Below are 24,112 nucleotides of genomic sequence, written 5' to 3'. Positions count from 1 at the left end.
GATGAACATCCCGGCCTACGGATCGCATGCAGATCGCGAGCTACTTCTTCCCCGGCTCCACCACGCTGCTGCGCCATACCTCCAGAAACTGGCGCCGCTTCAGTGCGTCCAGATACACCAGCAAACCCGGGCCCAGTTGGATCGGGCGCAGGTTGCGGGCCGGGTCGTTGTCGCGGCCGTCGCCGCGAATGATCGGCATCAACCGTGCTTCACGCGACAGCACCTGCTGGCCGCGCGGTGACAGCAGGTAATCCAGAAACTGCTTGGCTTCGGTCGAATGCGGACTCGTGCGCGGGATCACCGCCGTGCGCAGCACCACCAAGGTGTAGTCCTCCGGTTCAACGATACCCAACGGTGCGCCCGCATCGATGCGCGCCTGTGCATACGAACCGAGCACGTTGTAGACCAGCGACAGTTCGCCCTTGCTCACCTTGTCCAGCAGCACGCCGGTACGTTCTTCGCGCACGACGCCGTTGTCGCCCAGCGCGCCGAACAATGCTCCAGCGATGCTGCCGCGCTGCGCATCCTGGGTGGCCAGCAGATAACCGACGCTGCTGCGCTCGATGTCATAGGTGCCAACTTTGCCGCGCAACGGTGCGTCTTCGGCACGCAGCAGATCCAGCAACTGGCGACGCGTGTGCGGCACTTTGGCCGTCGGCAAGGCGCGGGTGTTGTAGACCATCGCCACCGGTTCGTAGCTGATGCCGAATGCCTCGTTGCGCCATTTCGCCCAGGCCGGCACCGCTTCGGTCTGCAATGAGCGGTGCGGCAATGCGTGGCCGTCGTTGACCAGCTTTGCCTGCAGGTCCATGCCACTGGAAATCAGCAGGTCTGGCGACGTCGGCCCTTGCCGATCACGCAGATAACGCGTGTACAAATCCTGCGCGATGATGTCCTCGTAAACCACCTCGGTTTCCGGATGCAGCTGCTGGTAATCGGCGATGACCACGGCAAACACTTCGCTATCGGTGGTGCCGTGGATGCGCAGATGTTCGGTGGCCGTGCCACGCGCGGGAAAACGCTGTACGTCGCCCGGCGCAGCCAGCGCCTGCCATGCGATCAGCGCACACACGATCCCCAGCAACCAACGTTTCATGCAGCACTCCGGGGCAGACGAATGGTGGCGACCAGGCCACCTTGCGGGCGGTTGGCCAGATCGATGCTGCCGCCGTGACTGTCAACAACGCGTTTGACGATGGCCAGGCCCAGACCGGCGCCACCGGCCGGTGCATCTTCGCCACGACCAAAACGCTCGAACACACGCTCGGCATCGGCGGCGGTGATGCCCGCGCCGTGATCGGCGATGGTCAATACCGCGTGTTTCCCATCCACCGTCAATGCGATCTGCAAGGCGCCGTCACCACCGTATTTGAGCGCGTTGTCGACCAGGTTCTTGATGGCCTCACGCAGCAACAACGCATCGCCATTGACCAGCACCACGGCATTGGTCATCGCCAGCTGTACGCGCGGCGCGGGCCCGGCCTGCGGCAAGGCTTCATGCAGGGCTTGATGCACGGTTTCGGCCAGATCAACCGGTTGAAAGCGCTGCAGGTGTGAGCGATGGATCACGCTGGCGTCGCTGAGCAACTGGTTGAGCAGGCGGCTCATATGTGTGGCGTTGCGTTCGATGGCCTGCAGGCTGCGGCGCATGTCCTGCGGGTCTTCATCGTCCAGCGCCAATTGCGCCTGTGCGCGCAGTGCCGCCAACGGCGTGCGCATCTGGTGTGCGGCCTCGGCCATGAACGCGCGCAGGGTTTCGTTGCTGCTGGACAGGCGTTCCATGAAGCGGTTCAACGCCGCCACCATCTGGTCCATTTCGCGCGGCACCCGCGCATCCAGCGGTTTGAGGTCTGACGGCTCGCGGCGCGACAGCTCGCGCTCCACCCGCACCAACGGCCGGAAAACACGATGCACCGCGAACGCCACCAAGGCCAGCAACAAGCCCGACAGCACGCCGATGGCCAACAGCGCGCGGTTCACCATGTCCTGCGCCAACACCGCGCGAGCGCGGCGCGTCTGTCCCACCTGCACCTGCACTTCGCCCTGCGCCGAGGCGGCGGCAAAGCTGCGTGTGACCACCACAAAGCGAACCAGTTCGCCGCTGTACGGCGCGTCGAACAACTGCGCGCGCGTGCCTGGTTTACGTGGTGGCGCGGGCAGATCGCCATAGCCGGTAATCAAGCGGCCCTGGCTGTCGGCAACGCGGTAGAACACCCGGTCTTCCTCTGCCATCGACAGCAGGTCCAACGCGGCATACGGCAGATCCACCTGCCATTGGCCCTCGACCAAGGCCACCGAATCGGCAATGGACAGCGCCGAGGACACCAACAGGTGATCGAACGAACGATTGGCGGCACGCTGGCCGTATTCGCGTGCGGCGAACAACAACGCCACTGCGAACACTGCCAGCAGCGCGCCGAGATACAGCATCAAGGTGCGTCGCAGTGACACCGGCGCGCGTGCTTCAGTCGGCTCCATCGGTGCCACCGTCGCAGGCTTCCAGCATGTAACCGACACCGCGCACAGTGGTGATGCGCAGCGGCGCGCCGATCAACTTTTTTCGCAGGCGACCGATGTACAACTCGATGGCATTCGGCCCAGCTTCGTCATCAAAACCGAACAGGCCGTTGCCGATTTCATCTTTGCCAACCACCTGCCCCAGCCGGCCGACCAGAATCTCCAGCAGGCGGAATTCGCGATTGGGCAGCTCGATCTGCGCGCCATCCAGGCTCACGCGATGCGCGGCGTTGTCGAACTGGAAACCGCCCACCTGCACCACACCACTGGCCTGCCCGCGCGTGCGTCGCATCAGCACCCGGCAACGCGCCTCGAACTCGCGGAAATCAAAGGGCTTGCCGAGATAGTCATCGGCACCGACATCCAGCGCCTGCACGCGGTCTTCAATGCCATCGCGCGCGGTCAACATCAACACCGGGGTGCTGTCGCCGCGCTCGCGCATGCCGGCCAGCACGCGCAGGCCGTCGAGCTTTGGCAGGCCGATATCCAGCACGACCAAGTCGAAACTTTGATAGCGCAGCACGCTGGCGGCGGCCAGGCCGTCGGCCTGCCAATCCACCGCGTGGCCACTGCGGCGCATGCGACGGATGATCGCATCGGCCAAATCCGGGTTGTCTTCGACCAGCAGCAGGCGCATGGGGCACGGGGGGCGTGGGGAGCGGGAATGCTAACGCGCAGGCGCGCCTCGCGCAGGCATCTCGCTTCGTTTGATGCAGCGCACAAACCACTGACAGGCGGATGACAGCTTGCCGCCGCCAGACTGCGCCCTCGCACCGCCCGGTGCCTCATCCGACGCGCCCGATGCGCACCAAGGAGGGTTCATGAGCAACCACACAGCATGCTGGCGCAACGGCGCCGCACTGACGTTGATGGCGCTGGCCGCACCCGCTTTTGCTACCGATGATGATCGCCCGGTCACGGCCACATTCGGTGGCCGTCTGCATCTGGATTTCGCCAGCTTCGACAACGACGGTCGTGGCACCCCGAACAAGGACGACACCGAAGTGCGTCGCGCCTGGCTGGATGTCTCCGGCAAATTCTTCGCCGTGGATTACAAGTTGGAAGCCGACTTCTCCGGCGACCAGGTCGAAGCCAAGGACGTTTACGTCAGCCGCAGCTTCGGCGATGCCGGCAAGCTCACCGTGGGCCAGTTCAAGCAGTACTACTCGCTGGACGACCGCACCGGCTCCAACTACGGCAGCTTCCTGGAACGCGCCAGCGCGGCCACCACGTTGGCACCGCTGTACCGCCTGGGTGCGTCGTGGCAGGCCAATCCGGGCGACTTCACCTGGGCAGCCAGCGTCTACAGCCTGGAAAGCATTGATGCGTGGAAGGTGAAAGGCCGCGCTGCCGGTGGTCGCGCCACCTGGGCACCGAGCCCGGCTGCCGGTGATGTGCTGCACCTCGGCGTGTCGCTGGCACGCGAGGCCTATGACAACCCGGGCGCCAACGGCGTGCCTGCACTGCGCATCCGCCCGCGCCCGGCTGGCCATCTGTCCGACGAAAGCCGCCTGACGATGGTGGATTTCTCCGCCGGCCGCGATACCGACGTCAACAAGTGGGCACTGGAATACGCGCAGGTACACGGCCCGTTGTCGTGGCAGGGAGAGTTCAGCGGCGCCACCTTCGACGACGGCGCACAACGCGGCGACGTGATGGCCGCGTACGGCATGGTCAGCTGGTTCGTCACCGGCGAATCACGCAGCTACGACCGCAAAACCGGCCGCTTCGCCCGCATCAAGGACATCCGCCACAAGGCCGGCGCGTTCGAGCTGGCACTGCGCTACGACCAGATGCGTGGTGCGCAGCACCTCGACGGCCAACCGGACCTGCGCCGTGCCAGCACCGAAGCATGGACGCTGGCAGGCAACTGGTACCTGCGCGACAACCTGCGCTTGATGCTCGACCTGATCGAGAGCCGCAACCGCGATCGCCTGGCCGACACCACGCTGGACCGCACCCGCGCGGTTACCGGCCGCCTGCAATTCGATTTCTAAGCCCTTCCTCCCCGTCCCATTCCCACAAGGAGTCTGCAGATGATGCTGACCATCCTCGGCTTCGGCATGGTGCTGACGTTCATGTATCTCATCATGAGCAAGCGCCTGTCACCGCTGGTTGCACTGATCACCGTCCCCATCGTTTTCGCCCTGATCGGCGGCTTCGGCGCCGGGCTGGACGAGATGATGCTCGACGGCATCAAGAAGATCGCGCCCACCGGCGTGATGTTGATGTTCGCCATCCTCTACTTCGGCGTGATGATCGACGCCGGCCTGTTCGACCCGCTGGTACGCATCATCCTGCGCATGGTCAAGGGCGACCCGATGAAGATCGTGATGGGCACTGGCGTGCTGGCGATGCTGATCTCGCTCGACGGCGATGGCTCGACCACCTACATGATCACCGTCTCGGCGATGCTGCCGCTGTACCGGCGGTTGGGCATGAACGCCTTGAACATGACCTGCGTGACCATCCTCGCCGGTGGCGTGATGAACCTCACGCCGTGGGGCGGCCCCACCGCGCGTGCCGCCACCGCGCTGCATGTGGATCCAGCCGATGTGTTTGTGCCGCTGATTCCAGCGATGGTGCTGGCCTGTGCGGGCATTCTGTTGCTGGCCTGGTATCTGGGCATGAAGGAACGCCGCCGCCTGGGCGTGCTGACGCTGCCGCAGGGTGGTTCGTGGATGGACGCCAGCGTCTCCGACGACGGCGATGCGCTGCCCACCGTGGAAGATGCCGAAGACACCAAGCGGCCCAAACTGCTGTGGGTGAACCTGGTGCTGACGCTGGCCTTGATAGGCGCGCTGGTGGTTGGCCTGCTGCCGATGCCGATCCTGTTCATGGTTGGCTTCGCCATCGCGCTGGTCATCAACTACCCGAACCTGGCCGAACAGCGCCGCCGCGTGGTGAATCACGCCGGCAATGTGTTGTCGGTGGTGTCGCTGATCTTCGCGGCGGGCATCTTCACCGGCATCCTGTCCAACACCGGCATGGTCGAGGCGATGTCGCGCGGTTTCCTGTCGGTGATTCCAGATGCGTGGGGCCCGTACCTGGCGGTGATCACCGCCATTGCCTCAATGCCGTTCACCTTCTTCATGTCCAACGACGCGTTCTACTTCGGCGTGCTGCCGATCCTGTCCGAGGCCGCCGGTCATTACGGCATCACTCCAGTGGAAATGGCCCGCGCTTCATTGGCCGGGCAGCCGGTGCATCTGCTCAGCCCGCTGGTGCCGTCCACGTATCTGCTGGTGGGCCTGGCCAAAGTGGATTTTGCCGACCACCAGAAGTTCACCCTGAAATGGGCGGTGGCGATATCCCTGTTGCTGATGATCGGCAGCCTGCTGTGCGCCTTGTACCCGCTGGCCGCGTGAACGGCCCCGCCTTGAACTGGAGCTTCATATGACTCTTCGCATTGCATACGTCACCAGCGGCATGGGCAGCGTGGGTACTGCCATCTGCCAAACCCTGTCGCGCAGCGGCCACACCGTGGTCGCCGGCTGCGCGCCCAATTCGCCACGCAAGGCCAATTGGTTGCGGGAACAGCGCGAGCTGGGCTTTGACTTCATCGCCTCCGAAGGCAACGCCACCGACTGGAATTCCACCGTCGCCGCCTTCGCCAAGGTGCGAGCGGAAGTCGGTGAAGTCGATGTGCTGGTCAACAACTCCGGCGGCAGCCGCGACATGCTGTTCCGGCAGATGACGGTGGAAGATTGGAATGCGGTGATCGCGTCCAATCTCAACTCGCTGTTCAACCTCACCAAACAAGTGGTCGATGGCATGGCCAGCCGTGGCTGGGGCCGGGTCATCAATATCGGCTCGGTGAGTGCGCAGAAAGGCCAGATCGGCCAGGTCAATTACGCCACGGCCAAGGCCGCGATGCATGGCTTCAGCCGTGCGTTGGCCGCTGAAGTCGCCGCGCGCAATGTCACCGTCAATACGCTTTCACCCGGCTACATCGCCAGCCAGGCGATCAGCAGCTTCCCGCCGGATGTACTCGACCGGCTCGCCGCATCGGTGCCGATCCGCCGTCTCGGCAAGCCCGAGGAAGTGGCAGCATTGTGCGCATGGCTGGCCTCGGATGAAGCGGCTTATGTGACCGGCGCCGACTATGCCGTCAACGGCGGCCTGTACATGGGTTGATCCCCGCTTTCATCGTCTCCTCAAGACGACGCCGCGATGTTCTGCATCGCGGCTTTTTTTCGGCTGCGCTTGTAACGACCAATTGGCTTCGCAGAGTGGTTGAGCGCCGGCTGCACCGCGCCAGACCTTCATCGCCCTGAGCGCCGGCTCCCAAGCCTTGAAGCTTTCAAGCCCCTCTCCCTTCACGGGAGAGGGGTTGGGGAGAGGGCGCTTCAGCTTTTACGAGAGATCAGCTCGGGTCATGCCAGCAATGGCTCAACCACCGCGCCACCTCCAGCCAATTCCCGCCGCCACTCAAACCACTTTTCACAGCCACCACAGCTGAACACGCCCCACCGCTCCAGTGAGGCCATCCTCCCAGTCCGCTACACTGGCCGCCGTTTTGTCCAAAGGTCGGTCATCGTCATGCTTCACGCGCAGGTTCATCTCACTCTCCCCGTCTGGATCCACGATGCGGTCGACAGCCAGCACGCGTATACCAGCGACGCGGACAAGGTGGCCCTGGCGATCGAACTGTCGCGGCTGAATGTCGAACACGCCAGTGGCGGCCCGTTCGGCGCCGTGGTGTTCGGCCCGGATCACCGCGTGATCGCTGCCGCCGTGAACCGCGTGGTGCCGCACGCCACCTCGCTGGCGCATGCCGAAAACATGGCCTATATGCTGGCCCAGCAGAAGCTCAATACGCCGCGTCTGAACGCCGAGCTGTCGCCGATCACCCTGGCTACGTCCTCGCAGCCGTGCTGCCAGTGCTACGGCGCCACCGTGTGGGCCGGCATCGACCGCCTGCTGATCGGTGCCAATGCGGCCGACGTGGAAGAACTCACCCCGTTCGACGAAGGCCCGCTTCCGGCGGATTGGGTGGGTGAGTTGAACAAGCGTGGCATCGAAGTCGTCCAAGGCATCTGCCGCGACGACGCACGCGCAGTGCTGCACAGCTACGGCAAGAACGACGGCGCGCACTACTGACTTTCCAAAGCCCCTCTCCCGCTAGCGGGAGAGGGGTTGGGGTGAGGGCCCGGCAAGCCGCATGCTACCTGCAATCAAGTCGTGCCCACCCTCATCCGCCCCTGCAGGGCAGCTTCTCCCAACAGGAGAAGGAAGCCCCCTCTGCTCGACACCAAGGATTTCCATGACCGGCCTGCTCTGCTACTGCCGCCAAGGCTTTGAACCGGAACTGGCCGGCGAATTGAATGAACGTGCCGGCGCTGCCGGCATCGCCGGTTATGCGCGCACCCAGCGCAATGACGGCTACGTGGTGTTTGTCACCGACGAAGCCGCCGCGCTCAACCAGCGTCTGCAATGGCGCGACCTGATCTTCGCCCGCCAGAAACTGCAGGTGCTGGCCGAACTGCCGCAGCTCGATGCCAGCGACCGCATCACCCCGATCATCGCCGCACTGGAAGGTCAGCCGCGTTTTGGTGACTTGTGGGTGGAACACCCCGATTCCGACGCCGGCAAACCGCTGGCCGGCCTGGCCCGCAGTTTCGGCAACGCACTGCGCCCGGCGCTGCGCAAGGCGGGCCTGCTCACCGACAAAGCCAACGGCAAGCTGCCGCGCCTGCACATCGTGTTCGTTGATGGCACGCATGCCTTCGTGTGCGTGGCCGACACCCGCGACAGCGCACCGTGGCCGCTCGGCATCCCGCGCCTGAAGCTGTTGCCCGACGCGCCCTCGCGCTCGGCGCTGAAGCTGGAAGAAGCGCTGATGACGCTGCTTACCCCAGAGGAGCGCGAAGCGCTGGTCGTGCCCGGCATGCGTGCCGCCGACCTCGGCGCCGCGCCCGGCGGCTGGACCTGGGTGCTCACCCGCCAGCACCTGCGCGTCAGCAGCATCGACAACGGCCCGCTGCGCCAGCATGTGATCGACACCGGACTGGTCGAACACCTTCGCGCCGATGGCTTCCATTGGCAGCCGGAGGTGCCTTTGGACTGGATGGTCTGCGACATGGTCGAACAACCCCGCCGCGTCGCCGAACGCATGGGCACCTGGCTGCGCGAAGGCTGGTGCAAGCACGCCATCTTCAACCTCAAGCTGCCGATGAAGAAGCGCTGGGACGAGACCAAGCTGTGCCTGGATCTGTTCGCCGACAAGGCCGATAAATCGCTGATCATCCGCGCCAAGCAGCTGTACCACGACCGTGAAGAAATCACGGTATTCGTGACGCCGCGGCCCAAGGGCTCCTGATCAAAGCCCCTCTCCTGCGAAGCGGGAGAGGGGTTGGGGTGAGGGCAGCTTCTGCATCTGCTTTCAGCGTTTGCCTAGCTTTCGCTCTCCGCGACAACAGCAAAGCCAACGCGCCCTCATCCGCCCTGCGGGCACCTTCTCCCGCTTGCGGGAGAAGGGATAAACAGCAAAGCCAAAGCCCAAGCCAAAACAAAAACCAAAACCAAAGCCAAAGCCAAAGCCAAAGCAACAGCCGCAGCAGACGCTGAAAGCACGAACCCGCGCTTTCCTCTGCATGGTTGCCCAAGCAACCACACCCTCGCTCCAGCACAACGCTCTGGCACACTCCGCTTCCACCCACACGGAGGCCGCCGTCATCGCCCGTCAGATCACCCTTGCCCGCATCGCCGCCTCCGCGCTGATCGCCGTTGGCAGCACCGCATGCGCTGCCGACAACTTCATCGTCCGCGACCACGTCGCCGATGGCACCTTCACCCAAGGCATCGAAGGCCCGGCCACCGGCCCGGATGGCGCGCTGTATGTCGTCAACATCGGCAAGGACGGCACCATCGGCCGGGTGGATGACAGCGGCAAGGCCGCACTGTTCGTCACCCTGCCCGACGGCAGCATCGGCAATGGCATCCGCTTCGGCAATGACGGCGCGATGTATGTCGCCGACTATCCGAAGCACAACATCCTGCGCATCGATCCAACCACGCATGCGGTCAGCGTGTTCGCGCACCTGCCCGATGCACATCAGCCCAACGACATCGCGCTGGCCCCGGACGGCACGCTGTATGCCAGCGATCCAGATTGGGCCAAGACGGACAACGGCCAGCTGTGGCGCATCAATCGCGACGGCAGCGTGCACCTGCTCGAGCGCGACATGGGCACCACCAACGGCATCGAGGTCAGCGCCGACGGTCGCCATCTGTATGTCAACGAAAGCGTGCAGCGCAACGTCTGGGCCTATGACCTGGATGACGCCGGCAATATCTCCAACAAGCACCTGCTGATCCGCTTCGACGACCACGGCATGGATGGCATGCGCAGCGATGTGGACGGCAACCTCTATATCGCCCGTTACGATGCCGGTGTAGTCGCCGTGGTGTCACCCGCTGGCGAATTGCTGCGTGAAGTTCCGCTCAAAGGCCGCAAGCCCACCAACGTGGCGTTCGGCGGTGTCGATGGCCGGCAGGTATTCGTGACCTTGCAGGATCGCGGCGCGGTGGAGACCTTCCAGGTTGATCGGCCCGGACGTGAATACGGCCTGCAGCACACCGGCACCCGCTGAAGCCGCCCCAGTCTCAATCCATGCCACAGGGATCGTGCATCCTGTGCATTCATGGGAGCACACCGATGCATGCAATTGAACTGAAGAACCCGGCCGCGTTCGGCGACGAATTCCTGCGCCTGACCCTGCTGCAGGGATTCCAGTCACTGACCAAACGCGACCTGGAACTGCTGATCTTCGTGCTGCTTGAGCGCGATGGTGCCATCGAACGCAGCGCCTCCAATGCCGCCGTGGCGCTGCAGTTGCGGGTGACGCCGGCCAAGGTCAAAGGCCTGCGCCGCGATGGCTATGCACGCTGGCGCGCGCTGGTGCCGGAGGAAGGCGACAACGCCCTGCAGCGCATCGTCGCAGCGGCGCTGACCGAGGCCAACCTGCGCGCCTGCATCAAGCACGTCACCGAGCGCAGTCGCAAGGAAGGCTTCCTCGCCATCCGCATCGAGCATCCCGACGATGCGCAGCGTTTCGAGCAGGCCATTCTCGATGTCGGCGCCATTCCGGTATACGAGCGCAACCGCGAGGTAGTGGCCGTACGCTTCGACACGTTGCTCACCATCGCCGAGCGCTGGAACTATCTGCAGCCCGATCCCAAAGCCATCTCCGATGCCTTGAAGAAGCTCGCCCCGACTTCCGAAGAAGTGGCCGATCTTCTGAAGAAGGACATTAGCCAGTTGCGTTGGGACGACGCGCGCCGGGCACTCAACAGTCTCGGCGCCAAGGCCATCAGCTCAACCGCAGAGGGCGGCCTCAAAGGTCTCTTGAAACTGGTCTTCCCGTTCATTCCGGGCTGAGGCTGCATCTTCATGATGGCCCGGCTACCATCCGGGCTGTTCTCCGGCGCCGCATGAATCACTGCAGTGCGCCGCCCCCCGCACTCCGATAGAAGCCACCATGACCGTTCCCGCACTTCGCTACGCCCTGCCGTTCGCCATCGCCGCGCTGCTGCCTTTCGCCGCCCTGGCACAAAGCGCTCAGCGGCCCGCGCCGGCGGTGAGTTCACCGTTGCTTGATACGCCGGTCAGCGTGCGCGAACAGCCATTGGCCACTGGCAAAGTTACCCACGCGGTACAGATCCAGACCCCACCGGGACATGCACAGGTCACCGTGCGCTCAGTGCAGGCGGACAGCGTGGTCGGCAATTACCGCATTGATTTCGATGCGCTGGATCTCAACGGCGACGGCTTCATCAGCCGCGAAGAAGCGCAGAGCAACCCGGCATTGGCTGACGAATTCAACGCATTGGATACGGGACGTCGCGGCAAGTTGTCGCGCGAACAGCTGGCCGGCTGGCTGCGCTGAAAGCGCCGACGCTCAGCCAACCACAACACCCGGATCGCAGGCGGCTTTCGTAGGAGCGGCGTCAGCCGCGAAACACGCAGTGCCGAACGCAACATCCGCTCGATTGCCCTGCACATCGCCAGCATCGCAACCAAGCTCGCTCCTGCCGCCGCATCCATCTCACAACCCCGAGGCGCGCTTCCAGAACAGCGACAACAACGGCGGCATGCGCCCGGCCAAACCCAGCAGCGCACCGCGCGCCAGGGTGAGGTGCATTTCGTCGTTGGAGAACACCTTGTTGATCGCGTCAAAGCTGTAAGCGGCCACCGTATTCTCACTGCGACGCGTCCGCGCCCAACGCTGCAGGCGGTGCGCGGATGTCCAGTCCTGACGCCGCTGTTTCGCATCGCGGACCAGATCACGCAGCGCCGCGACATCACGCAACCCCAGGTTCACGCCCTGCCCGGCCAGCGGATGCACCACGTGCGCCGCATCGCCCAAGGTCAGCACGCGCCCCGCGACATAACCCTTGGCCAACTGCCGGCGCAGCGGGAACGCAGCGCGCGGTGAAGCCATCTGCATCTTGCCCAGACGGCCAGCAAACGCATTGGTGAGTTCGCGCGCAAAACTTGTATCGTCCAAAGCCAGCACACGCTCGGCCTCAGCATCAGGCAAGGTCCAGACAATGGAACTGCGGTGCTTGTCGTACGGCAACACCGCGAGCGGGCCGGTATCGAGGAAACGCTGCCACGCGGTGGCTTCATTCGGCAGCTCGCTGTCGACATAGCCGACCACACCGCGCTGGCCGTAATCGTGGCGGGTGACGTCCAGCCCGGCCAGCGTGCGCAAGGTCGATTCGGCGCCGTCGGCCGCGATGGCGATGGCCGCCTCGATGCGTCGGCCATCGTCCAGCCGCAGGCGCACGCTTTGCGCATCCTGCTCCATCACTTCCACGCGCGCCGGGCAATACACCTGCACGCCGGCAGCCGGCAACGCGGCCCACAGCCGGTCCACCAACAATCCGTTCTCGACAATCCAGCCCAGCTCGCGCCGGCCCAGCGTGTCTGCATCAAAGGTCAGATCGCCGCCACCGCCGGCGTCCCACACCCGCATGCGGCGATACGCGCAGGCGCGGCCTTGTTCCACCTGCGACCAGACGCCAAGTGAATCCAGCAGCGCCGCGTTGTCGGCGGCGAAGGCAAACACGCGCAGATCCGGCTGTTGCGGCGACCACGGCGACGGCTCGCGGCCTTCCACCAAGGCGACCTGCAACCCTTGCTTGGCCAAGGCCAACGCGCAGGCACCGCCCACCACGCCGCCACCGACCACCACTGCATCCCATTGCCCGCGGCGACTCATCGCACTTCGCTCCTGCACAGTTCGGGCACCTGCCCACGGAAACCCATCGCGCCGCCGACCAGAAACGACTGCACCGGCGTCGCCTGCGCCGCGGCCACCAAGCCCAGGCTGCGCAGCGGGCGCATCAATGGCGACGCATTGCTGGTCAACCGGGCCAGTCCATCGGAGAACGCCAACGTCTGCTCGCGGTCGGGGCCGCGTCGCTGCACATAGGCCTGCAGCAGCGCATCGCTACCTGCGTCCTGCGACGCATCGCCGATCAATTCGGCCAGAGTCAGCGCATCGCGCAGGCCCAGGTTGAAACCCTGCGCGCCCAGCGGGTGAATCGTCTGCGCGGCGTTGCCCAGCAGCAGCGCGCGTTCGCCCACCAATTTCTTCGCCAGCACCTGGATCAGCGGATACGCACTGCGCGGACCGCTTTCCAGCAGGCGCCCGGCACGCCAGCCCACCGCATCCTGCAGGCGGGCCAGCCACGCGGTGTCGCTCAATGCCATCACCGCATCAGCTTCATCGCGCGCAACGCCGTGGACCACACCGTAATGACGGTCGCCGCGCGGCAGCAGCGCGGTCGGGCCGGTATCGGTGAAGCGCTCATAGGCGCAACCATCCGGCGCCTTGGCCGGACGCACCCGCGCCACGAACAAGGTCTGCAGATAATCGTGTTCGGTAACGTCGATCCCCAGCGACTGACGCACCGCGCTGCGGGTGCCGTCGGCGCCGACCACCAACCGCGCCTGCAGCCGACGCTCGCCATCGGCGTCGGCAATCACCACGTCGCGACGGCCTTCAGCACTGGCGCCCAGCCCAACAAACGTGGCCGGGCGGTAACGGGTGAGGTGCTTCAGCTCGCCCAGCCGCGCTTCCAGCGCCTGGCCGAAGTCGCGCGCCACCACCACCTGGCCAAACGCCTCGCGGCCGTAGTCCTGCGCCTGCATCACCACCCGGCCGAAATCACCGGCGCGGCTGACATGGATGCGCCGGATCGGGCTGTCGGCGTTGCTCAGGCGCTGCATCACGCCCAACGCGGTCAAGGCATTGACGGTGGCTGCGGCAAAACTGAGGCTGCGCTGGTCGAACACCGCCGGCAGCGTGCCGCCCGGGGTCGCCTCCACCAAGCCCACGTCCACGCCCAGCCCATCCAGGGCAATGGCCAGGCTGGCACCGACCAGCCCGCCGCCTACGATCACTACGTCATGGTTCGCACTCATGGGCGCCATGATAAAGGTTCCCCTGCCCGCGTCGGCTCCGCTCATGCGGCGCTGCAACCGCAGGTTCACCCGCACTGCGGCTAGAATGGCCGCCTGATTCCGCCGGACCGATCACTGTCATGACCGCCAACGCCCAACGTCTCTTCGTCCTGTCCCTGCTGGTGCTGCTGATGGCTGGCACCCGCATCAACCATTTCGCGCCGATCCCGGATGCGTCCTGGGCGGTGTTCTTCATCGGCGGCTTCTACCTGCGCAACTGGACCCGCTGGGCGTTCCCGTTGCTGATGGGCCTGGCCGTGGTCGTCGACTGGGCGGTCATTTCCAGCCAGGGCATGAGCTTCTGGCAGCACTACTGCGTCTCGGCCGCGTACTGGATGCTGATCCCGGCGTACTTCGCCATGTGGGCCGGCGGCATGCTGCTGCGTCGTCATTACAAGCGCGCCAGCCTGCAGTCGCTGGGCCTGTTGGCCGCCACCCTGATCGGCTCGGTGGCGCTGTGCCATCTGATCGCCCAGGGCAGCTTCTACTGGATCAGCGCCTCGGTCGCCGAACCGACCTTCGCCGGTTGGGCCAAGAACTACGCCGATTGGCTGTTGCCGTACCTGCGCACCGCCGCCCTTTACACCGGCGTCGCCGCGTTGGTGCAGGTCGCTGTTGAAGTGGTCGGCAAGCAGTCGGCCACTGGCCGCACCGCGCACTAAGGGCGGTCTGCAACCATGGGTAACCGCCTTTCCAAGATCTACACCCGCACCGGTGACGATGGCAGCACCGGCCTGGGTGACGGCAGCCGCACCGGCAAGGATTCGTTCCGGGTCAACGCCTACGGCACCGTCGATGAGGCCAACTCGGCCATCGGCGTGCTGCTGGCCGTGGACCTGCCCGAAGACGTGCGCAACCTGCTGACCACCATCCAGCACCAGTTGTTCGACCTGGGCGGCGAGCTGTGCATTCCCGGCCACGCCGCCATCCACGCCGCCGACATCGACGCGCTGGAGCAGCACCTGGACCGCTACAACGACGACCTGCCGCCACTGAAGGATTTCATCCTGCCCGCCGGTGGCGAGGGCGCCGCGCGTTGCCACCTGGCCCGCACCATCGTGCGCCGGGCCGAGCGCGAAACCGTCGCCCTGGCGCGTGTTGAAGAGGTACGCGGTGAAGCAGTGCGTTACCTCAACCGCCTGTCGGACCTGCTGTTCGTGCTGTCCCGGGTACTGGCCCGCGCCAGCGGCCACGGCGAAGTGCTGTGGAACCACGAGCGCCGTCGCGGCTGATCGCTGCGGCAGTTCGCCAGCGCCAATTGCCCATCTGATGCTTTGGTAGGGCCCGCCGCGCAAAGCTCTGCGCAGCCGGTTACAGTTCGGCAATGCTCGTATTCACCCATCCCGCCTGCCTGGGCCACGACCCGGGCGCCGATCATCCTGAATCCCCGGAACGCCTGCGCGAGGTGATTGCCGCCTTGCGCGGCGAATTCCCCGATCAGCTGCAATGGCGTGAAGCGCCGCCGGCCAAACTGGGCGAACTGGCGCGGGTGCATTGTCGTGAGCTGATCGACGACGTTCTGCAGGCGCAGGCGCAACCGCTGCGGCGCATCGACCTGGACACCTTCACCTCGCCCGGCTCGGCCAGTGCTGCGCTGCATGCGGCCGGTGCCGGTGTGGCGGCGGTCGATGCGGTGATGCTGGAGGACAACGCACGCCGCGCGTTCTGCGCAGTGCGCCCGCCCGGCCACCACGCCACCGCCGATACCGCGATGGGCTTCTGCCTGTTCAACAACGCCGCCATCGCAGCCGCCTATGCGCGCGACAAGTACGGTCTGGAGCGCATCGCCATCGTCGATTTCGACGTTCACCACGGCAATGGCACCCAAGCGATCTTCGAGACCGACCCGCAGGTGGCGTATTACAGCACCCACCAATCCGGCCTGTTTCCGTACTCGGGCAGCATGCGCGAGCGCGGCGTCGGCAACATCTGCAACATCCTGTTGCCCCCGGGCAGTGGCGGGTTCCGCTTCCGCAATACCTGGGCCGACGAGATGCTGCCGCAGATCGAAGACTTCCGGCCACAGTTGCTGTTCATTTCCGCCGGATTCGACGCGCATATGCGCGACCCGCAAGCCGACCTGATGGTGGAAACCGAAGATTTCGGCTGGTTGACCGCCGAACTGGTCAGCATCGCCAATCGCCACGGCAGCGGCCGTGTGGTCTCCCTGCTGGAAGGCGGCTATGACCTGCAGGCGCTGCGCGAATGCAGCGTGGCGCACGTCCAGGCCTTGCTGGACGGCTGACTCGGCCGCCGCAGCCGACTCCTATCTGACTGACACGCATCCATCGCGCATGCCGGCCTGCCCCGGCAACGCAGACGCCGTCGTCAGCGGGGTCAATGAACCCGAACCGGCTCCCTCCAACCACCTTCATTGCCCCCATGCAGGCGATGGGGCAAGCTAGCGACCGTTTTCCCCCGAACCCTGACCGCGTGCGCCGAGCCTTCCGCCTGCTTCCGTTACCCCTGGGAATTGCCATCTGCCTGCCGGCGATGGCCGATGATAAGCCGGTGAACTGGGGCCTCTGCCCAGCCACCGACGTCCTGCCCGCCTTCAGCGAAGCACCCAAGGCCGATCCGGCCGCTGCCGCCAGTCGCGAGCAGTTGCCCACCGATATTGAAGGCAATGAGCTGAGCGGCACCAGCACCATTCCCCAATACCAAGGCAATGTGGTGCTCAAGCGCGGTGACCAGTTCATGGGCACTGACAACCTGCGCTTCGACACCGAGACCGGCAATTACATCGCCGAGGGCAATGTCCGTTATTCGGACACCTCGATCCGGATGATGGCCGAACGTGCCGAAGGCAACCAGGAAGCAGACAGCCACAAGATCAGCAACATCCAGTACCAGTTGGTCTCCCGGCGCGGCAACGGTGGCGCCGAGTCGATCGACCTGCAGGGCTCGGTGGGGCAGATGCACCACTCCACCTACACCACCTGCGATCCCTCGCAACCGGTGTGGAAGTTGGTAGCACCGCAGATCGAAGTGGACAACGAGGCCGGCTTCGGCACCGCCCGCAACGCAGTGCTGCGTATCGGCAAGGTGCCGGTGTTCTATGCGCCCTGGTTCAAATTCCCGATCGATGACCGTCGCCAGACCGGTTTGCTTTACCCGAAGTTGAGCATGTCCGGCCGCAACGGTTTCGACTATGCCCAGCCGATCTATTTCAACCTGGCCCCGAACTACGACGACACCCTCAGCCCGCGCTACATGAGCAAGCGCGGCCTGATGCTGGACAACGAGTTCCGCTATCTCTATTCCGGCGGCAGGGGCCAGCTGGATACCGCGTATCTGCCCAACGACTCGTTGCGCGACAAGGATCGCGGCAAAGTCCAGTTCAGCGGCTACCACAACATTGATCGCCACTGGCAGGCCCGCGCCAACGTGGCCTGGGTCAGCGACGAACGCTACATGGAGGATTTCGCCAATCGCCTGCTCGGCGTGACGGCCTCCAACCTGCAGAGCAGCGCCGGCCTGTACGGCTCCGGCCGCAGCTGGACCGCCGGTCTGATGGCCGACGAGTGGCAGCTCACCGATTACACGTTGACCGAAAGCTCCCTGCCCTATAGCCGCCAGCCACGCCTGTTCGGCACCTGGGAGGAGAGCTACGGCAACTGGTTTGAAACCGGCGTTTACGCTGAAGCCGTGCGTTTCACCCACGACGACATCCACCAGAAAAGAGTTGATGCCGATGGCGAGTACGTCCGCACCGGTCAGGTAACCCTCAAGCCCGGCGGCTCCCGCCTGGACATCAAACCCTATATCTCGATGCCGCTGGCCGGTGCCTCCTGGTACATCACCCCGACCCTGGCCTGGCGCTACACCGCCTATGACCTGGAGCGGGGCCTGGCCGACGACATCCGTCGGCAGAACCTGCAGGCAGCTGGCATCAACCCGAATACGGCTACGCCGGAGCAACTGCGCGGTAACACCTCGCCCAGCCGCAGCGTGCCAATCGGCAGCATCGACATGGGCATGTTCTTTGACCGCGAGACCAGCATCGGGGGCAAGTCCTACCTCAACACCCTGGAGCCGCGGCTGTTCTACCTGAACACGCCGTACCGCGACCAGGACGACATGCCGCTGTTCGACACCCGTGCCTTCACCTTCAGCTGGGGCCAGTTATTCCGCGACTCGCGCTTCACCGGCGCAGACCGCCAGAACGATGCCAACCAGCTGACCACGGCGCTGACCACCCGCCTGATCCGCCAGGAAGACGGACGTGAAAAGCTGTCGGCCAGCATCGGTCAGATCACCTATTTCGACGATTCGCTGGTCACCCTCAATCCCAATGATCCGGTCGTGCGCGACGGCAAGTCCGCGTGGGTGGCCGACGTCAACTGGGCCATCACCGACCGCTGGACGCTGGGCAGCACCTACCAGTGGAACCCCAAGTACCGCAAGGAAGATCTGGCCAGCATTCGCGGTCGCTACCTGTTCCCGAACGACGGTATCGTCAACCTGAGTTACCGTTACCGCCGCAATCCCAGCACCAATACCGATCAGCTCAAACAGGTGGATTTCTCCTTCCTGTACCCGATCAATCCGCGCTGGAGCATTGTCGGTCGCTATTACTACTCGCTGCTTGAAGCCGACAAGAAGCCGCTGGAGATCATCGGTGGTGTGCAGTGGGACAGCTGCTGCCTGGCCGTGCGCGCGCTGGCCCGTCGTTACGTCAAGAACCGCGAGGGTGACCTCAACAACTCCTTCCAGATCGAGTTCGTGCTCAAGGGCCTGAGCTCGGTTGGACAAGACACGGACCGCACTTTGCGCCGTGCTATTCTCGGCTACAACCGAGATGACCTGTACCTCGTACCGCCCAGCAACATCGAGGCGCTCGAGGACGACTACGATCCGAATCTGATTCCATGACCAAAACTCTTCCCGTAGTCCTCGCCACTTTGCTGGCGTTTTCCGGTGTGACTGCTCCTGCAGCCGCCCAGCAGCAGAACGAGCCGCTGGATCGTATCGCCGCCATCGTTGACGAAAACGTGATCCTGCAGAGCGAACTGCAGCGCGCGGTCAACAACATCAAGGGCCAATACGCCGGCCGCGAGGCACAGTTGCCGCCGGACAGCGTGCTGGAGCGTCAGGTACTGGAGCGTCTGGTGCTGGTCAAGCTGCAGGTGGCGCGTGCCGATGGCAGCGGCATCCATGTCAGCGACGAAGAACTGAATCACGCCATCAGCAGCATCGCCCAGCAGAACGGCAGCGATGTCGACACGCTGCGTCAGCGACTGGCCCAGGACGGCATCGGTTTCTCCGATTTCCGTAACTCGGTGCGCGAGGAAATCATCACCCAGCGTTTGCGCCAGAGCTTCGCGCAGAGCCGCATCAGCGTCAGCGAAGGCGAAGTTGACGCCGCGCTGGCCCAGCAGAATGCCGGCGGCGCGCAGTACCACCTCGCCCACATCCTGGTGGCTGTGCCCGAAGGCGCCACCGCCGAGCAGATCGCCACCGGCCAGAGCAAGGTCGATGGCATCAAGAACCTGCTGGACAAGGGTGAACTGGATTTCGCCGCAGCAGCGGTGCGTTATTCGGACAGCCCCAACGCTCTGGAAAGCGGTGACCTGGGCTGGCGCAGTCTGGATGAAATCCCCAGCGCGTTCTCCAACCAGATCAAGAGCATGAAGTCGGGCGATGTGCTTGGCCCGATCCGCGGTCCCAGCGGCTTCCAGCTGCTGAAGCTGGTGGAAGTGCGTGACAGCAATGCCGGCGGCGATGCCCGCAAGGTCACCGAGCTCCACGCCCGTCACATCCTGATCCGCGTGACCGACCAGGTCAGCGACGCGGCTGCCAAGGCCAAGATCGAAACCCTGCGCGCGCAGATTGCCGGCGGCGCCGATTTCCAGGCCGTGGCCAAGGAGTCCTCGGACGACACCAACAGCCGTGGCCAGGGCGGTGATCTGGGCTGGTTCCCGGCCGATGCGTTCGGCCCGGATTTCGGCAAGCAGGTGGAAAGCGTCAGCGATGGCGGCGTGACCGGCGCGTTCCGTACCGATGCCGGCTGGCACATCGTCCAGCGCGTCGCCACGCGACAGACTGATGTGACCGACGACAACAAGCGCGCACAGGTGCGTGAGCAGATCGGCCGCCGCAAGCTGGATGACGAGTACAACCGTTTCCTGCAGGAGCTGCGTGGCGAAGCCTACGTCAGCTTCCGCAGCGGTGACCGTGCCGAAGGCACGGCCGAACCCGAACCTACCAAGCCCTGATCGATGATTCCCCAGCTCGCTCTGGTTCCGGGCGAGCCTTCCGGGATTGGCCCGGAACTCTGTATCCGACTCGCCCAACAGCCGCGCAATGATTGCCGGCTGTTGGCATTTGCAGACCCGGATACCCTGCGCGCGGCCGCTGCCGCACTGGCCCTGCCGCTGCAGTTGCTGCCCGAAGATGCCCGCGCCGTTGCGCCCGGCGACCTGCGCCTGCGCGCAGTACCCAATGCTGTCCCCAGCCGGTTTGGTACGCCCGACGCCCGCAATGCGCGTGCGGTGATCGACGCCCTGCTCGGCGCCGGTCAGGCCTGCCTGGACGGCAGCCTGGATGGCGTGGTCACTGGCCCGGTGCACAAGGCGGTGATCAACGAGGGCGGCATCGCCTACAGCGGCACCACCGAACTGCTGGCCAACCAGGCCGGGGTGGACGTGGTGATGATGCTGGCCAACGACATCGTCCGCGTTGCCCTGGCCACCACCCATTTGCCGCTGCGGGACGTGGCCGACGCCATCACCGCTGCCGGCCTGCGCAAGGTGATCAGCACCACGCATACCGCGCTGCGCCGTGATTTCGGCCTGTCGCAACCGCGCATTGCGGTGCTCGGGCTGAATCCGCATGCCGGCGAAGACGGGCATCTGGGCCGCGAAGAACTGGACGTGATGATCCCGTTGCTGGAGCAGCTGCGCAGCGAAGGCATGAACCTGATCGGCCCGCTGCCGGCGGACACCGCATTCCTGCCGGCCAAGTTGGCCGGTTTCGACACCGTGCTGGCCATGTATCACGACCAGGGCCTGCCGGTGCTCAAGTACAGCGGCTTCGAGCAGGCCACCAACATCACCCTCGGCCTGCCCTACCCGCGCGTGGCCGTGGACCACGGCACCGCGCTGGATCTGGCCGGCAAAGGCGTTGCCGACCCCTCCAGCTTGTTTGCCGCCACGGTTTTGTGCGCCAGGCTGGCTGCACAACGTAAAATCCCCCAATGAATTCCTCACACTCCCCGCGCATGAGCGGCAGCGGCTTCAGTGCGCCGCCGAAGAAGCAGCTGGGCCAGCATTTTCTGGCCGACAAGTACTACGTCGAAAAGATCGTGATGGCGGTCGACCCGAAGGGCGACGACCGTCTGGTCGAAATCGGCCCCGGCCAGGGCGCCATTACCTTCCCGTTGCTGCGCCGCCACCCGCGGCTGACGGTCATCGAGTTCGACCGTGACCTGATCACGCCACTCACCGAAGCCGCCGCGCCGCTGGGCGAGCTGACCATCGTCCACCGCGACGTGCTGCAGGTGAATTTCACCGAGCTGGCCGCCGGTGGGCAGATCCGTCTGGTCGGCAACCTGCCCTACAACATCTCCTCGCCGATCCTGTTCCACGCGCTGGAACACGCCGCCGCGATCTCTGACATGACCTTCATGCTGCAGAAGGAAGTGGTCGACCGCATGGCCGCCGGCCCGGGCAGCAAGGTCTACGGCCGTTTGAGCGTGATGTTGCAGGCATGGTGCGAAGTCCAGGCGCTGTTCGTGGTGCCGCCGGGCGCGTTCCGGCCGCCGCCGAAGGTGGATTCGGCCGTGGTGCGCATGGTGCCGCGTGATCCCGCAACGGTGGGCATCAATGACCGCAAGCGCTTTGCCGATGTGGTTCGCGCCGCGTTCGGCCAACGCCGCAAAACCCTGCGCAACGCGCTCAACGGCGTGATTGACGAGGCCCAGTTCGCGGCCGCCGGCGTGCGCAGTGACGCGCGTGCCGAACAACTTGAAGTTGCCGATTTCATCCGCCTTGCCAACCTGCCGCACGCTTGATTGCGGCAGTTGCGCATTCCGATCACCTGCTTTTGCTTACACTCCCCGCATGGAAGATTCCCGCCACTACGCGATCGAGATCGAGGTCTCCCCTCGCTTCATCGACGAACAGTCGGCCCCTGAAGACGGGCGCTTTGCGTTCGCCTACACGATCCGCATCCACAACCGCGGCACCATGCCGGCGCGGCTGATCAGCCGGCATTGGCGCATCACCGACGGCGAAGGCCGGGTCGAGCACGTCGACGGCGATGGCGTGGTCGGTGAACAACCGCGGCTGCGCCCGGGCGAGGAGTTCCGTTACACCTCCGGCATCATGCTCGGCACCGAGCACGGCACCATGCAGGGCCACTACGACATGGTCGCCGACGACGGCACCGAGTTCGCTGCGGCGATCGCGCCGTTTGTATTGGCCATTCCCAGGACGCTGCACTGATGGCGATCTGGGCAATCGGCGACCTGCAAGGCTGCTACGACGTCACCCAGCGCCTGCTGGAGAAGATCAACTTCGATCCGGCTGCCGACAAACTGTGGTTCTGTGGTGACCTGGTCAACCGTGGCGGGCAATCGCTGGAGACGCTGCGGCTGGTGCATTCGCTGCGCGAGCAGTCGGTGGTGGTGCTCGGCAATCATGACCTTTCGCTGCTGGCCATCGGCGCACGCAGCGACGAGGAGCAGCGCAAGGTCAACCAGGACCTGCAGCGCATCGTGCTGGCCGAAGACCGCAATGTGCTGCTGGACTGGCTGCGCATGCAGAAGCTGGTGCACGTGGATCGCGAGCTGGGCTGGATGATGTTCCATGCTGGCCTGGCGCCGAAGTGGACTGTTGCACTGGCCGAAAAGCATGCGCGCGAAGTCGAGCAGCAGTTGCACGGCAATGGCTATCGCAAGCTGTTCCGCAACATGTACGGCGACAAGCCGGTGTGGGCGCCGGGTCTGAGTGGCTACGACCGCTCGCGCGCGATCATCAACATGTTCACCCGGATGCGTTACTGCACGCCGGGCGGGCGCATCAGCATGGAAGACAAAGGCACGCCCGGTACGCAGGCACAGGGCATGTACCCGTGGTTTGAAGTGCCGGGCCGGGTCGAGCGCGAGTTGAAGATGGTCTGCGGCCATTGGTCGGCCTTGGGCCTGACCATCACCCAGGGCGTGCACGCCATTGATACCGGCGCAGTGTGGGGCGGCAAGCTGACCGCACTGCAGTTGGACAGCGAAGACCTGCGCGTCGTGCAGGTGCCGGGCCGTGATGTCCCGGCACCAGTGCCGGGCGCACAGCCGCCGCGTAAGCCCCAGCCGGCGGCACAAGCGGAACGTCGCGCTGAGCCGCGCAGTGAAGGCGGCAACAACGAGCGCAGCGAACAACGCCGACGCCCGCGTCGCCATCGCCCGCGCGGCAATGGCGGTGGTGCTGGCAACGGCAACCCGGGCGGCAACCAGAACAAGCCGGCGCCGACCGAATGAAGCCTTGGTCATCGGCATCGCTGCTGATGGCCATGCTGTTGCTCGGCGCCTGCCAACAAAACCCGGATGCGGTAGATGATCACGCCGCAGCTTCGATCGAACCCGCCGCTGCAGTTCCCGCACCGTCGCCACCGTTGGTGGCTGCCGCACGCGCGCAAGTTGGGCGCACTGTCCGCTACGATCCCGCCTACTTTTCCCTGCGATATCCGAACGGTGACGTGCCCCTAGATCGCGGCGTCTGCACCGATGTGGTCATTCGCGCACTGCGCGAACAAGGCATCGATCTGCAGGCGCGCATCCATGACGACATGCGCGCGCACTTCTCTGAATACCCGGCGTTGTGGGGGCTGAAACGGGCTGATCCAAACATCGATCACCGCCGCGTGCCCAACCAGATGCGCTGGTTTGAGCGGCAAGGCTGGCAGCGGCCGAGCAGTGATCACGCCGGTGATTATCGTCCCGGCGATATCGTGGCGTGGAAGCTCAACGGCAATGGGTTACTGCACATCGGCATCGTCTCCGACCGGCGCTTGGCCGATGGCACGCCGCTGATTCTGCACAACATCGCGCGCGGCACGCAGGAGGAGGATCTGCTGTTCCAGCACGCGATCATTGGACACTACCGGCCGGCAGTTTGATGGCTG

The 24,112-nt window shown here is 64.9% G+C and carries 23 protein-coding genes; 18 read left to right on the top strand and 5 right to left on the bottom strand.

The window, feature by feature from the left end; all coding sequences use genetic code 11:
- Positions 1 to 40 precede the first annotated feature (40 nt).
- Genes ACREP4_RS04415 through ACREP4_RS04405 form a run of 3 tightly spaced genes read right to left on the bottom strand, consistent with a single transcriptional unit; the run spans position 41 to position 3,154 of the window.
- Entirely contained in the window at positions 41 to 1,096 is a 1,056-nt protein-coding gene (locus ACREP4_RS04415) for an ABC transporter substrate-binding protein (RefSeq protein ID WP_431594992.1), read from the bottom strand.
- Positions 1,093 to 2,478 carry a sensor histidine kinase N-terminal domain-containing protein gene (locus ACREP4_RS04410; protein ID WP_431594991.1) on the bottom strand — a complete coding sequence of 462 codons (1,386 nt, stop codon included), beginning with the start codon at positions 2,476 to 2,478 and terminating at the stop codon, positions 1,093 to 1,095. The genes ACREP4_RS04415 and ACREP4_RS04410 overlap by 4 nt, the downstream gene beginning before the upstream one ends.
- Positions 2,465 to 3,154, bottom strand: a complete 690-nt coding sequence (locus ACREP4_RS04405) for a response regulator (RefSeq protein ID WP_431594990.1) — start codon at positions 3,152 to 3,154, stop codon at positions 2,465 to 2,467. The genes ACREP4_RS04410 and ACREP4_RS04405 overlap by 14 nt, the downstream gene beginning before the upstream one ends.
- A gap of 184 nt (positions 3,155 to 3,338) precedes the next feature.
- Here ACREP4_RS04405 and ACREP4_RS04400 point away from each other — a divergent pair, with 184 nt between their 5' ends.
- The 8 genes from ACREP4_RS04400 to ACREP4_RS04365 all read left to right on the top strand — a co-directional run bounded on the left by ACREP4_RS04400 (position 3,339) and on the right by ACREP4_RS04365 (position 11,408).
- Complete coding sequence (locus ACREP4_RS04400) at positions 3,339 to 4,514, top strand: OprO/OprP family phosphate-selective porin (protein WP_431594989.1); 1,176 nt, start codon at positions 3,339 to 3,341, stop codon at positions 4,512 to 4,514.
- A 42-nt stretch (positions 4,515 to 4,556) separates the two neighbouring features.
- Entirely contained in the window at positions 4,557 to 5,885 is a 1,329-nt protein-coding gene (locus ACREP4_RS04395) for a CitMHS family transporter (protein WP_431595316.1), read from the top strand.
- Between the two features lie 28 nt (positions 5,886 to 5,913).
- Positions 5,914 to 6,654 carry an acetoacetyl-CoA reductase gene (gene phbB, locus ACREP4_RS04390; protein WP_431594988.1) on the top strand — a complete coding sequence of 247 codons (741 nt, stop codon included), beginning with the start codon at positions 5,914 to 5,916 and terminating at the stop codon, positions 6,652 to 6,654.
- Positions 6,655 to 7,059: 405 nt separating this feature from the next.
- Positions 7,060 to 7,620 carry a nucleoside deaminase gene (locus ACREP4_RS04385; RefSeq protein WP_431594987.1) on the top strand — a complete coding sequence of 187 codons (561 nt, stop codon included), beginning with the start codon at positions 7,060 to 7,062 and terminating at the stop codon, positions 7,618 to 7,620.
- Between the two features lie 163 nt (positions 7,621 to 7,783).
- Positions 7,784 to 8,839 (top strand): 23S rRNA (cytidine(2498)-2'-O)-methyltransferase RlmM, encoded by a 1,056-nt coding sequence (gene rlmM, locus ACREP4_RS04380; RefSeq protein WP_431594986.1) that lies wholly within the window; start codon positions 7,784 to 7,786, stop codon positions 8,837 to 8,839.
- Positions 8,840 to 9,206: 367 nt separating this feature from the next.
- Entirely contained in the window at positions 9,207 to 10,112 is a 906-nt protein-coding gene (locus tag ACREP4_RS04375; protein ID WP_431595315.1) for an SMP-30/gluconolactonase/LRE family protein, read from the top strand.
- A gap of 65 nt (positions 10,113 to 10,177) precedes the next feature.
- Complete coding sequence (locus tag ACREP4_RS04370) at positions 10,178 to 10,900, top strand: hypothetical protein (RefSeq protein WP_431594985.1); 723 nt, start codon at positions 10,178 to 10,180, stop codon at positions 10,898 to 10,900.
- Positions 10,901 to 11,000: 100 nt separating this feature from the next.
- Positions 11,001 to 11,408: an EF-hand domain-containing protein gene (locus ACREP4_RS04365; RefSeq protein ID WP_431594984.1), complete on the top strand. Its 408-nt coding sequence runs from the start codon at positions 11,001 to 11,003 to the stop codon at positions 11,406 to 11,408.
- 159 nt (positions 11,409 to 11,567) lie between these two features.
- On the opposite strand, the gene ACREP4_RS04360 is transcribed toward ACREP4_RS04365, so the two are convergent.
- Positions 11,568 to 12,746 (bottom strand): UbiH/UbiF family hydroxylase, encoded by a 1,179-nt coding sequence (locus tag ACREP4_RS04360; protein ID WP_431594983.1) that lies wholly within the window; start codon positions 12,744 to 12,746, stop codon positions 11,568 to 11,570.
- The gene (gene ubiH, locus ACREP4_RS04355; RefSeq protein ID WP_431594982.1) at positions 12,743 to 13,954 is read right to left on the bottom strand and encodes a 2-octaprenyl-6-methoxyphenyl hydroxylase; all 1,212 of its coding nucleotides are present in this window, start codon (positions 13,952 to 13,954) and stop codon (positions 12,743 to 12,745) included. The genes ACREP4_RS04360 and ubiH overlap by 4 nt, the downstream gene beginning before the upstream one ends.
- A gap of 119 nt (positions 13,955 to 14,073) precedes the next feature.
- Between ubiH and ACREP4_RS04350 the strand changes: the two genes are divergently transcribed.
- The 10 genes from ACREP4_RS04350 (at position 14,074) to ACREP4_RS04305 (ending at position 24,106) form a co-directional block, all read left to right on the top strand.
- Positions 14,074 to 14,655, top strand: coding sequence for a hypothetical protein (locus ACREP4_RS04350; RefSeq protein WP_431594981.1), 582 nt, complete (start codon positions 14,074 to 14,076; stop codon positions 14,653 to 14,655).
- Between the two features lie 15 nt (positions 14,656 to 14,670).
- Entirely contained in the window at positions 14,671 to 15,225 is a 555-nt protein-coding gene (locus ACREP4_RS04345) for a cob(I)yrinic acid a,c-diamide adenosyltransferase (RefSeq protein ID WP_431594980.1), read from the top strand.
- 92 nt (positions 15,226 to 15,317) lie between these two features.
- A complete protein-coding gene (locus ACREP4_RS04340; RefSeq protein WP_431594979.1) occupies positions 15,318 to 16,238 on the top strand; it encodes a histone deacetylase family protein in 921 nt (306 codons plus the stop codon).
- Between the two features lie 188 nt (positions 16,239 to 16,426).
- Positions 16,427 to 18,868 (top strand): LPS-assembly protein LptD, encoded by a 2,442-nt coding sequence (gene lptD / locus ACREP4_RS04335; RefSeq protein WP_431594978.1) that lies wholly within the window; start codon positions 16,427 to 16,429, stop codon positions 18,866 to 18,868.
- On the top strand, positions 18,865 to 20,211 hold the full coding sequence (locus ACREP4_RS04330; protein WP_431594977.1) for a peptidylprolyl isomerase: 1,347 nt from the start codon (positions 18,865 to 18,867) through the stop codon (positions 20,209 to 20,211). The genes lptD and ACREP4_RS04330 overlap by 4 nt, the downstream gene beginning before the upstream one ends.
- Positions 20,212 to 20,214: 3 nt before the next feature.
- Positions 20,215 to 21,195: a 4-hydroxythreonine-4-phosphate dehydrogenase PdxA gene (pdxA, locus tag ACREP4_RS04325; protein WP_431594976.1), complete on the top strand. Its 981-nt coding sequence runs from the start codon at positions 20,215 to 20,217 to the stop codon at positions 21,193 to 21,195.
- Positions 21,192 to 22,007 (top strand): 16S rRNA (adenine(1518)-N(6)/adenine(1519)-N(6))-dimethyltransferase RsmA, encoded by an 816-nt coding sequence (gene rsmA / locus ACREP4_RS04320; RefSeq protein ID WP_431594975.1) that lies wholly within the window; start codon positions 21,192 to 21,194, stop codon positions 22,005 to 22,007. Before pdxA ends, rsmA begins: the two co-directional genes overlap by 4 nt.
- A gap of 49 nt (positions 22,008 to 22,056) precedes the next feature.
- Entirely contained in the window at positions 22,057 to 22,440 is a 384-nt protein-coding gene (apaG, locus tag ACREP4_RS04315) for a Co2+/Mg2+ efflux protein ApaG (RefSeq protein WP_431594974.1), read from the top strand.
- Positions 22,440 to 23,468, top strand: coding sequence for a symmetrical bis(5'-nucleosyl)-tetraphosphatase (locus ACREP4_RS04310; RefSeq protein ID WP_431594973.1), 1,029 nt, complete (start codon positions 22,440 to 22,442; stop codon positions 23,466 to 23,468). Before apaG ends, ACREP4_RS04310 begins: the two co-directional genes overlap by 1 nt.
- On the top strand, positions 23,465 to 24,106 hold the full coding sequence (locus tag ACREP4_RS04305; RefSeq protein WP_431594972.1) for a DUF1287 domain-containing protein: 642 nt from the start codon (positions 23,465 to 23,467) through the stop codon (positions 24,104 to 24,106). The genes ACREP4_RS04310 and ACREP4_RS04305 overlap by 4 nt, the downstream gene beginning before the upstream one ends.
- The last annotated feature ends 6 nt before the right edge of the window (positions 24,107 to 24,112 follow it).

The sequence above is a fragment of the Stenotrophomonas sp. genome, from assembly GCF_050737575.1.
In the GTDB taxonomy this organism is placed as follows: Bacteria; Pseudomonadota; Gammaproteobacteria; order Xanthomonadales; family Xanthomonadaceae; genus Stenotrophomonas.
This window is presented reverse-complemented; position numbering and strand designations above follow the sequence as displayed.

Excerpts from the sequence above, each read along its gene's own strand:
- ACREP4_RS04395 (WP_431595316.1), top strand. The coding sequence starts at position 4,557 with ATGCTGACCATCCTCGGCTTCGGCATGGTGCTGACGTTCATGTATCTC.
- ACREP4_RS04360 (WP_431594983.1), bottom strand. The coding sequence starts at position 12,746 with ATGAGTCGCCGCGGGCAATGGGATGCAGTGGTGGTCGGTGGCGGCGTG.
- ACREP4_RS04415 (WP_431594992.1), bottom strand. The coding sequence starts at position 1,096 with ATGAAACGTTGGTTGCTGGGGATCGTGTGTGCGCTGATCGCATGGCAG.
- ACREP4_RS04330 (WP_431594977.1), top strand. The coding sequence starts at position 18,865 with ATGACCAAAACTCTTCCCGTAGTCCTCGCCACTTTGCTGGCGTTTTCC.
- rlmM (WP_431594986.1), top strand. The coding sequence starts at position 7,784 with ATGACCGGCCTGCTCTGCTACTGCCGCCAAGGCTTTGAACCGGAACTG.
- rsmA (WP_431594975.1), top strand. The coding sequence starts at position 21,192 with ATGAATTCCTCACACTCCCCGCGCATGAGCGGCAGCGGCTTCAGTGCG.
- ACREP4_RS04410 (WP_431594991.1), bottom strand. The coding sequence starts at position 2,478 with ATGGAGCCGACTGAAGCACGCGCGCCGGTGTCACTGCGACGCACCTTG.
- ubiH (WP_431594982.1), bottom strand. The coding sequence starts at position 13,954 with ATGAGTGCGAACCATGACGTAGTGATCGTAGGCGGCGGGCTGGTCGGT.
- ACREP4_RS04400 (WP_431594989.1), top strand. The coding sequence starts at position 3,339 with ATGAGCAACCACACAGCATGCTGGCGCAACGGCGCCGCACTGACGTTG.
- apaG (WP_431594974.1), top strand. The coding sequence starts at position 22,057 with ATGGAAGATTCCCGCCACTACGCGATCGAGATCGAGGTCTCCCCTCGC.
- ACREP4_RS04305 (WP_431594972.1), top strand. The coding sequence starts at position 23,465 with ATGAAGCCTTGGTCATCGGCATCGCTGCTGATGGCCATGCTGTTGCTC.
- ACREP4_RS04385 (WP_431594987.1), top strand. The coding sequence starts at position 7,060 with ATGCTTCACGCGCAGGTTCATCTCACTCTCCCCGTCTGGATCCACGAT.
- pdxA (WP_431594976.1), top strand. The coding sequence starts at position 20,215 with ATGATTCCCCAGCTCGCTCTGGTTCCGGGCGAGCCTTCCGGGATTGGC.
- ACREP4_RS04345 (WP_431594980.1), top strand. The coding sequence starts at position 14,671 with ATGGGTAACCGCCTTTCCAAGATCTACACCCGCACCGGTGACGATGGC.
- ACREP4_RS04405 (WP_431594990.1), bottom strand. The coding sequence starts at position 3,154 with ATGCGCCTGCTGCTGGTCGAAGACAACCCGGATTTGGCCGATGCGATC.
- ACREP4_RS04310 (WP_431594973.1), top strand. The coding sequence starts at position 22,440 with ATGGCGATCTGGGCAATCGGCGACCTGCAAGGCTGCTACGACGTCACC.
- phbB (WP_431594988.1), top strand. The coding sequence starts at position 5,914 with ATGACTCTTCGCATTGCATACGTCACCAGCGGCATGGGCAGCGTGGGT.
- ACREP4_RS04365 (WP_431594984.1), top strand. The coding sequence starts at position 11,001 with ATGACCGTTCCCGCACTTCGCTACGCCCTGCCGTTCGCCATCGCCGCG.
- ACREP4_RS04350 (WP_431594981.1), top strand. The coding sequence starts at position 14,074 with ATGACCGCCAACGCCCAACGTCTCTTCGTCCTGTCCCTGCTGGTGCTG.
- ACREP4_RS04370 (WP_431594985.1), top strand. The coding sequence starts at position 10,178 with ATGCATGCAATTGAACTGAAGAACCCGGCCGCGTTCGGCGACGAATTC.
- ACREP4_RS04340 (WP_431594979.1), top strand. The coding sequence starts at position 15,318 with ATGCTCGTATTCACCCATCCCGCCTGCCTGGGCCACGACCCGGGCGCC.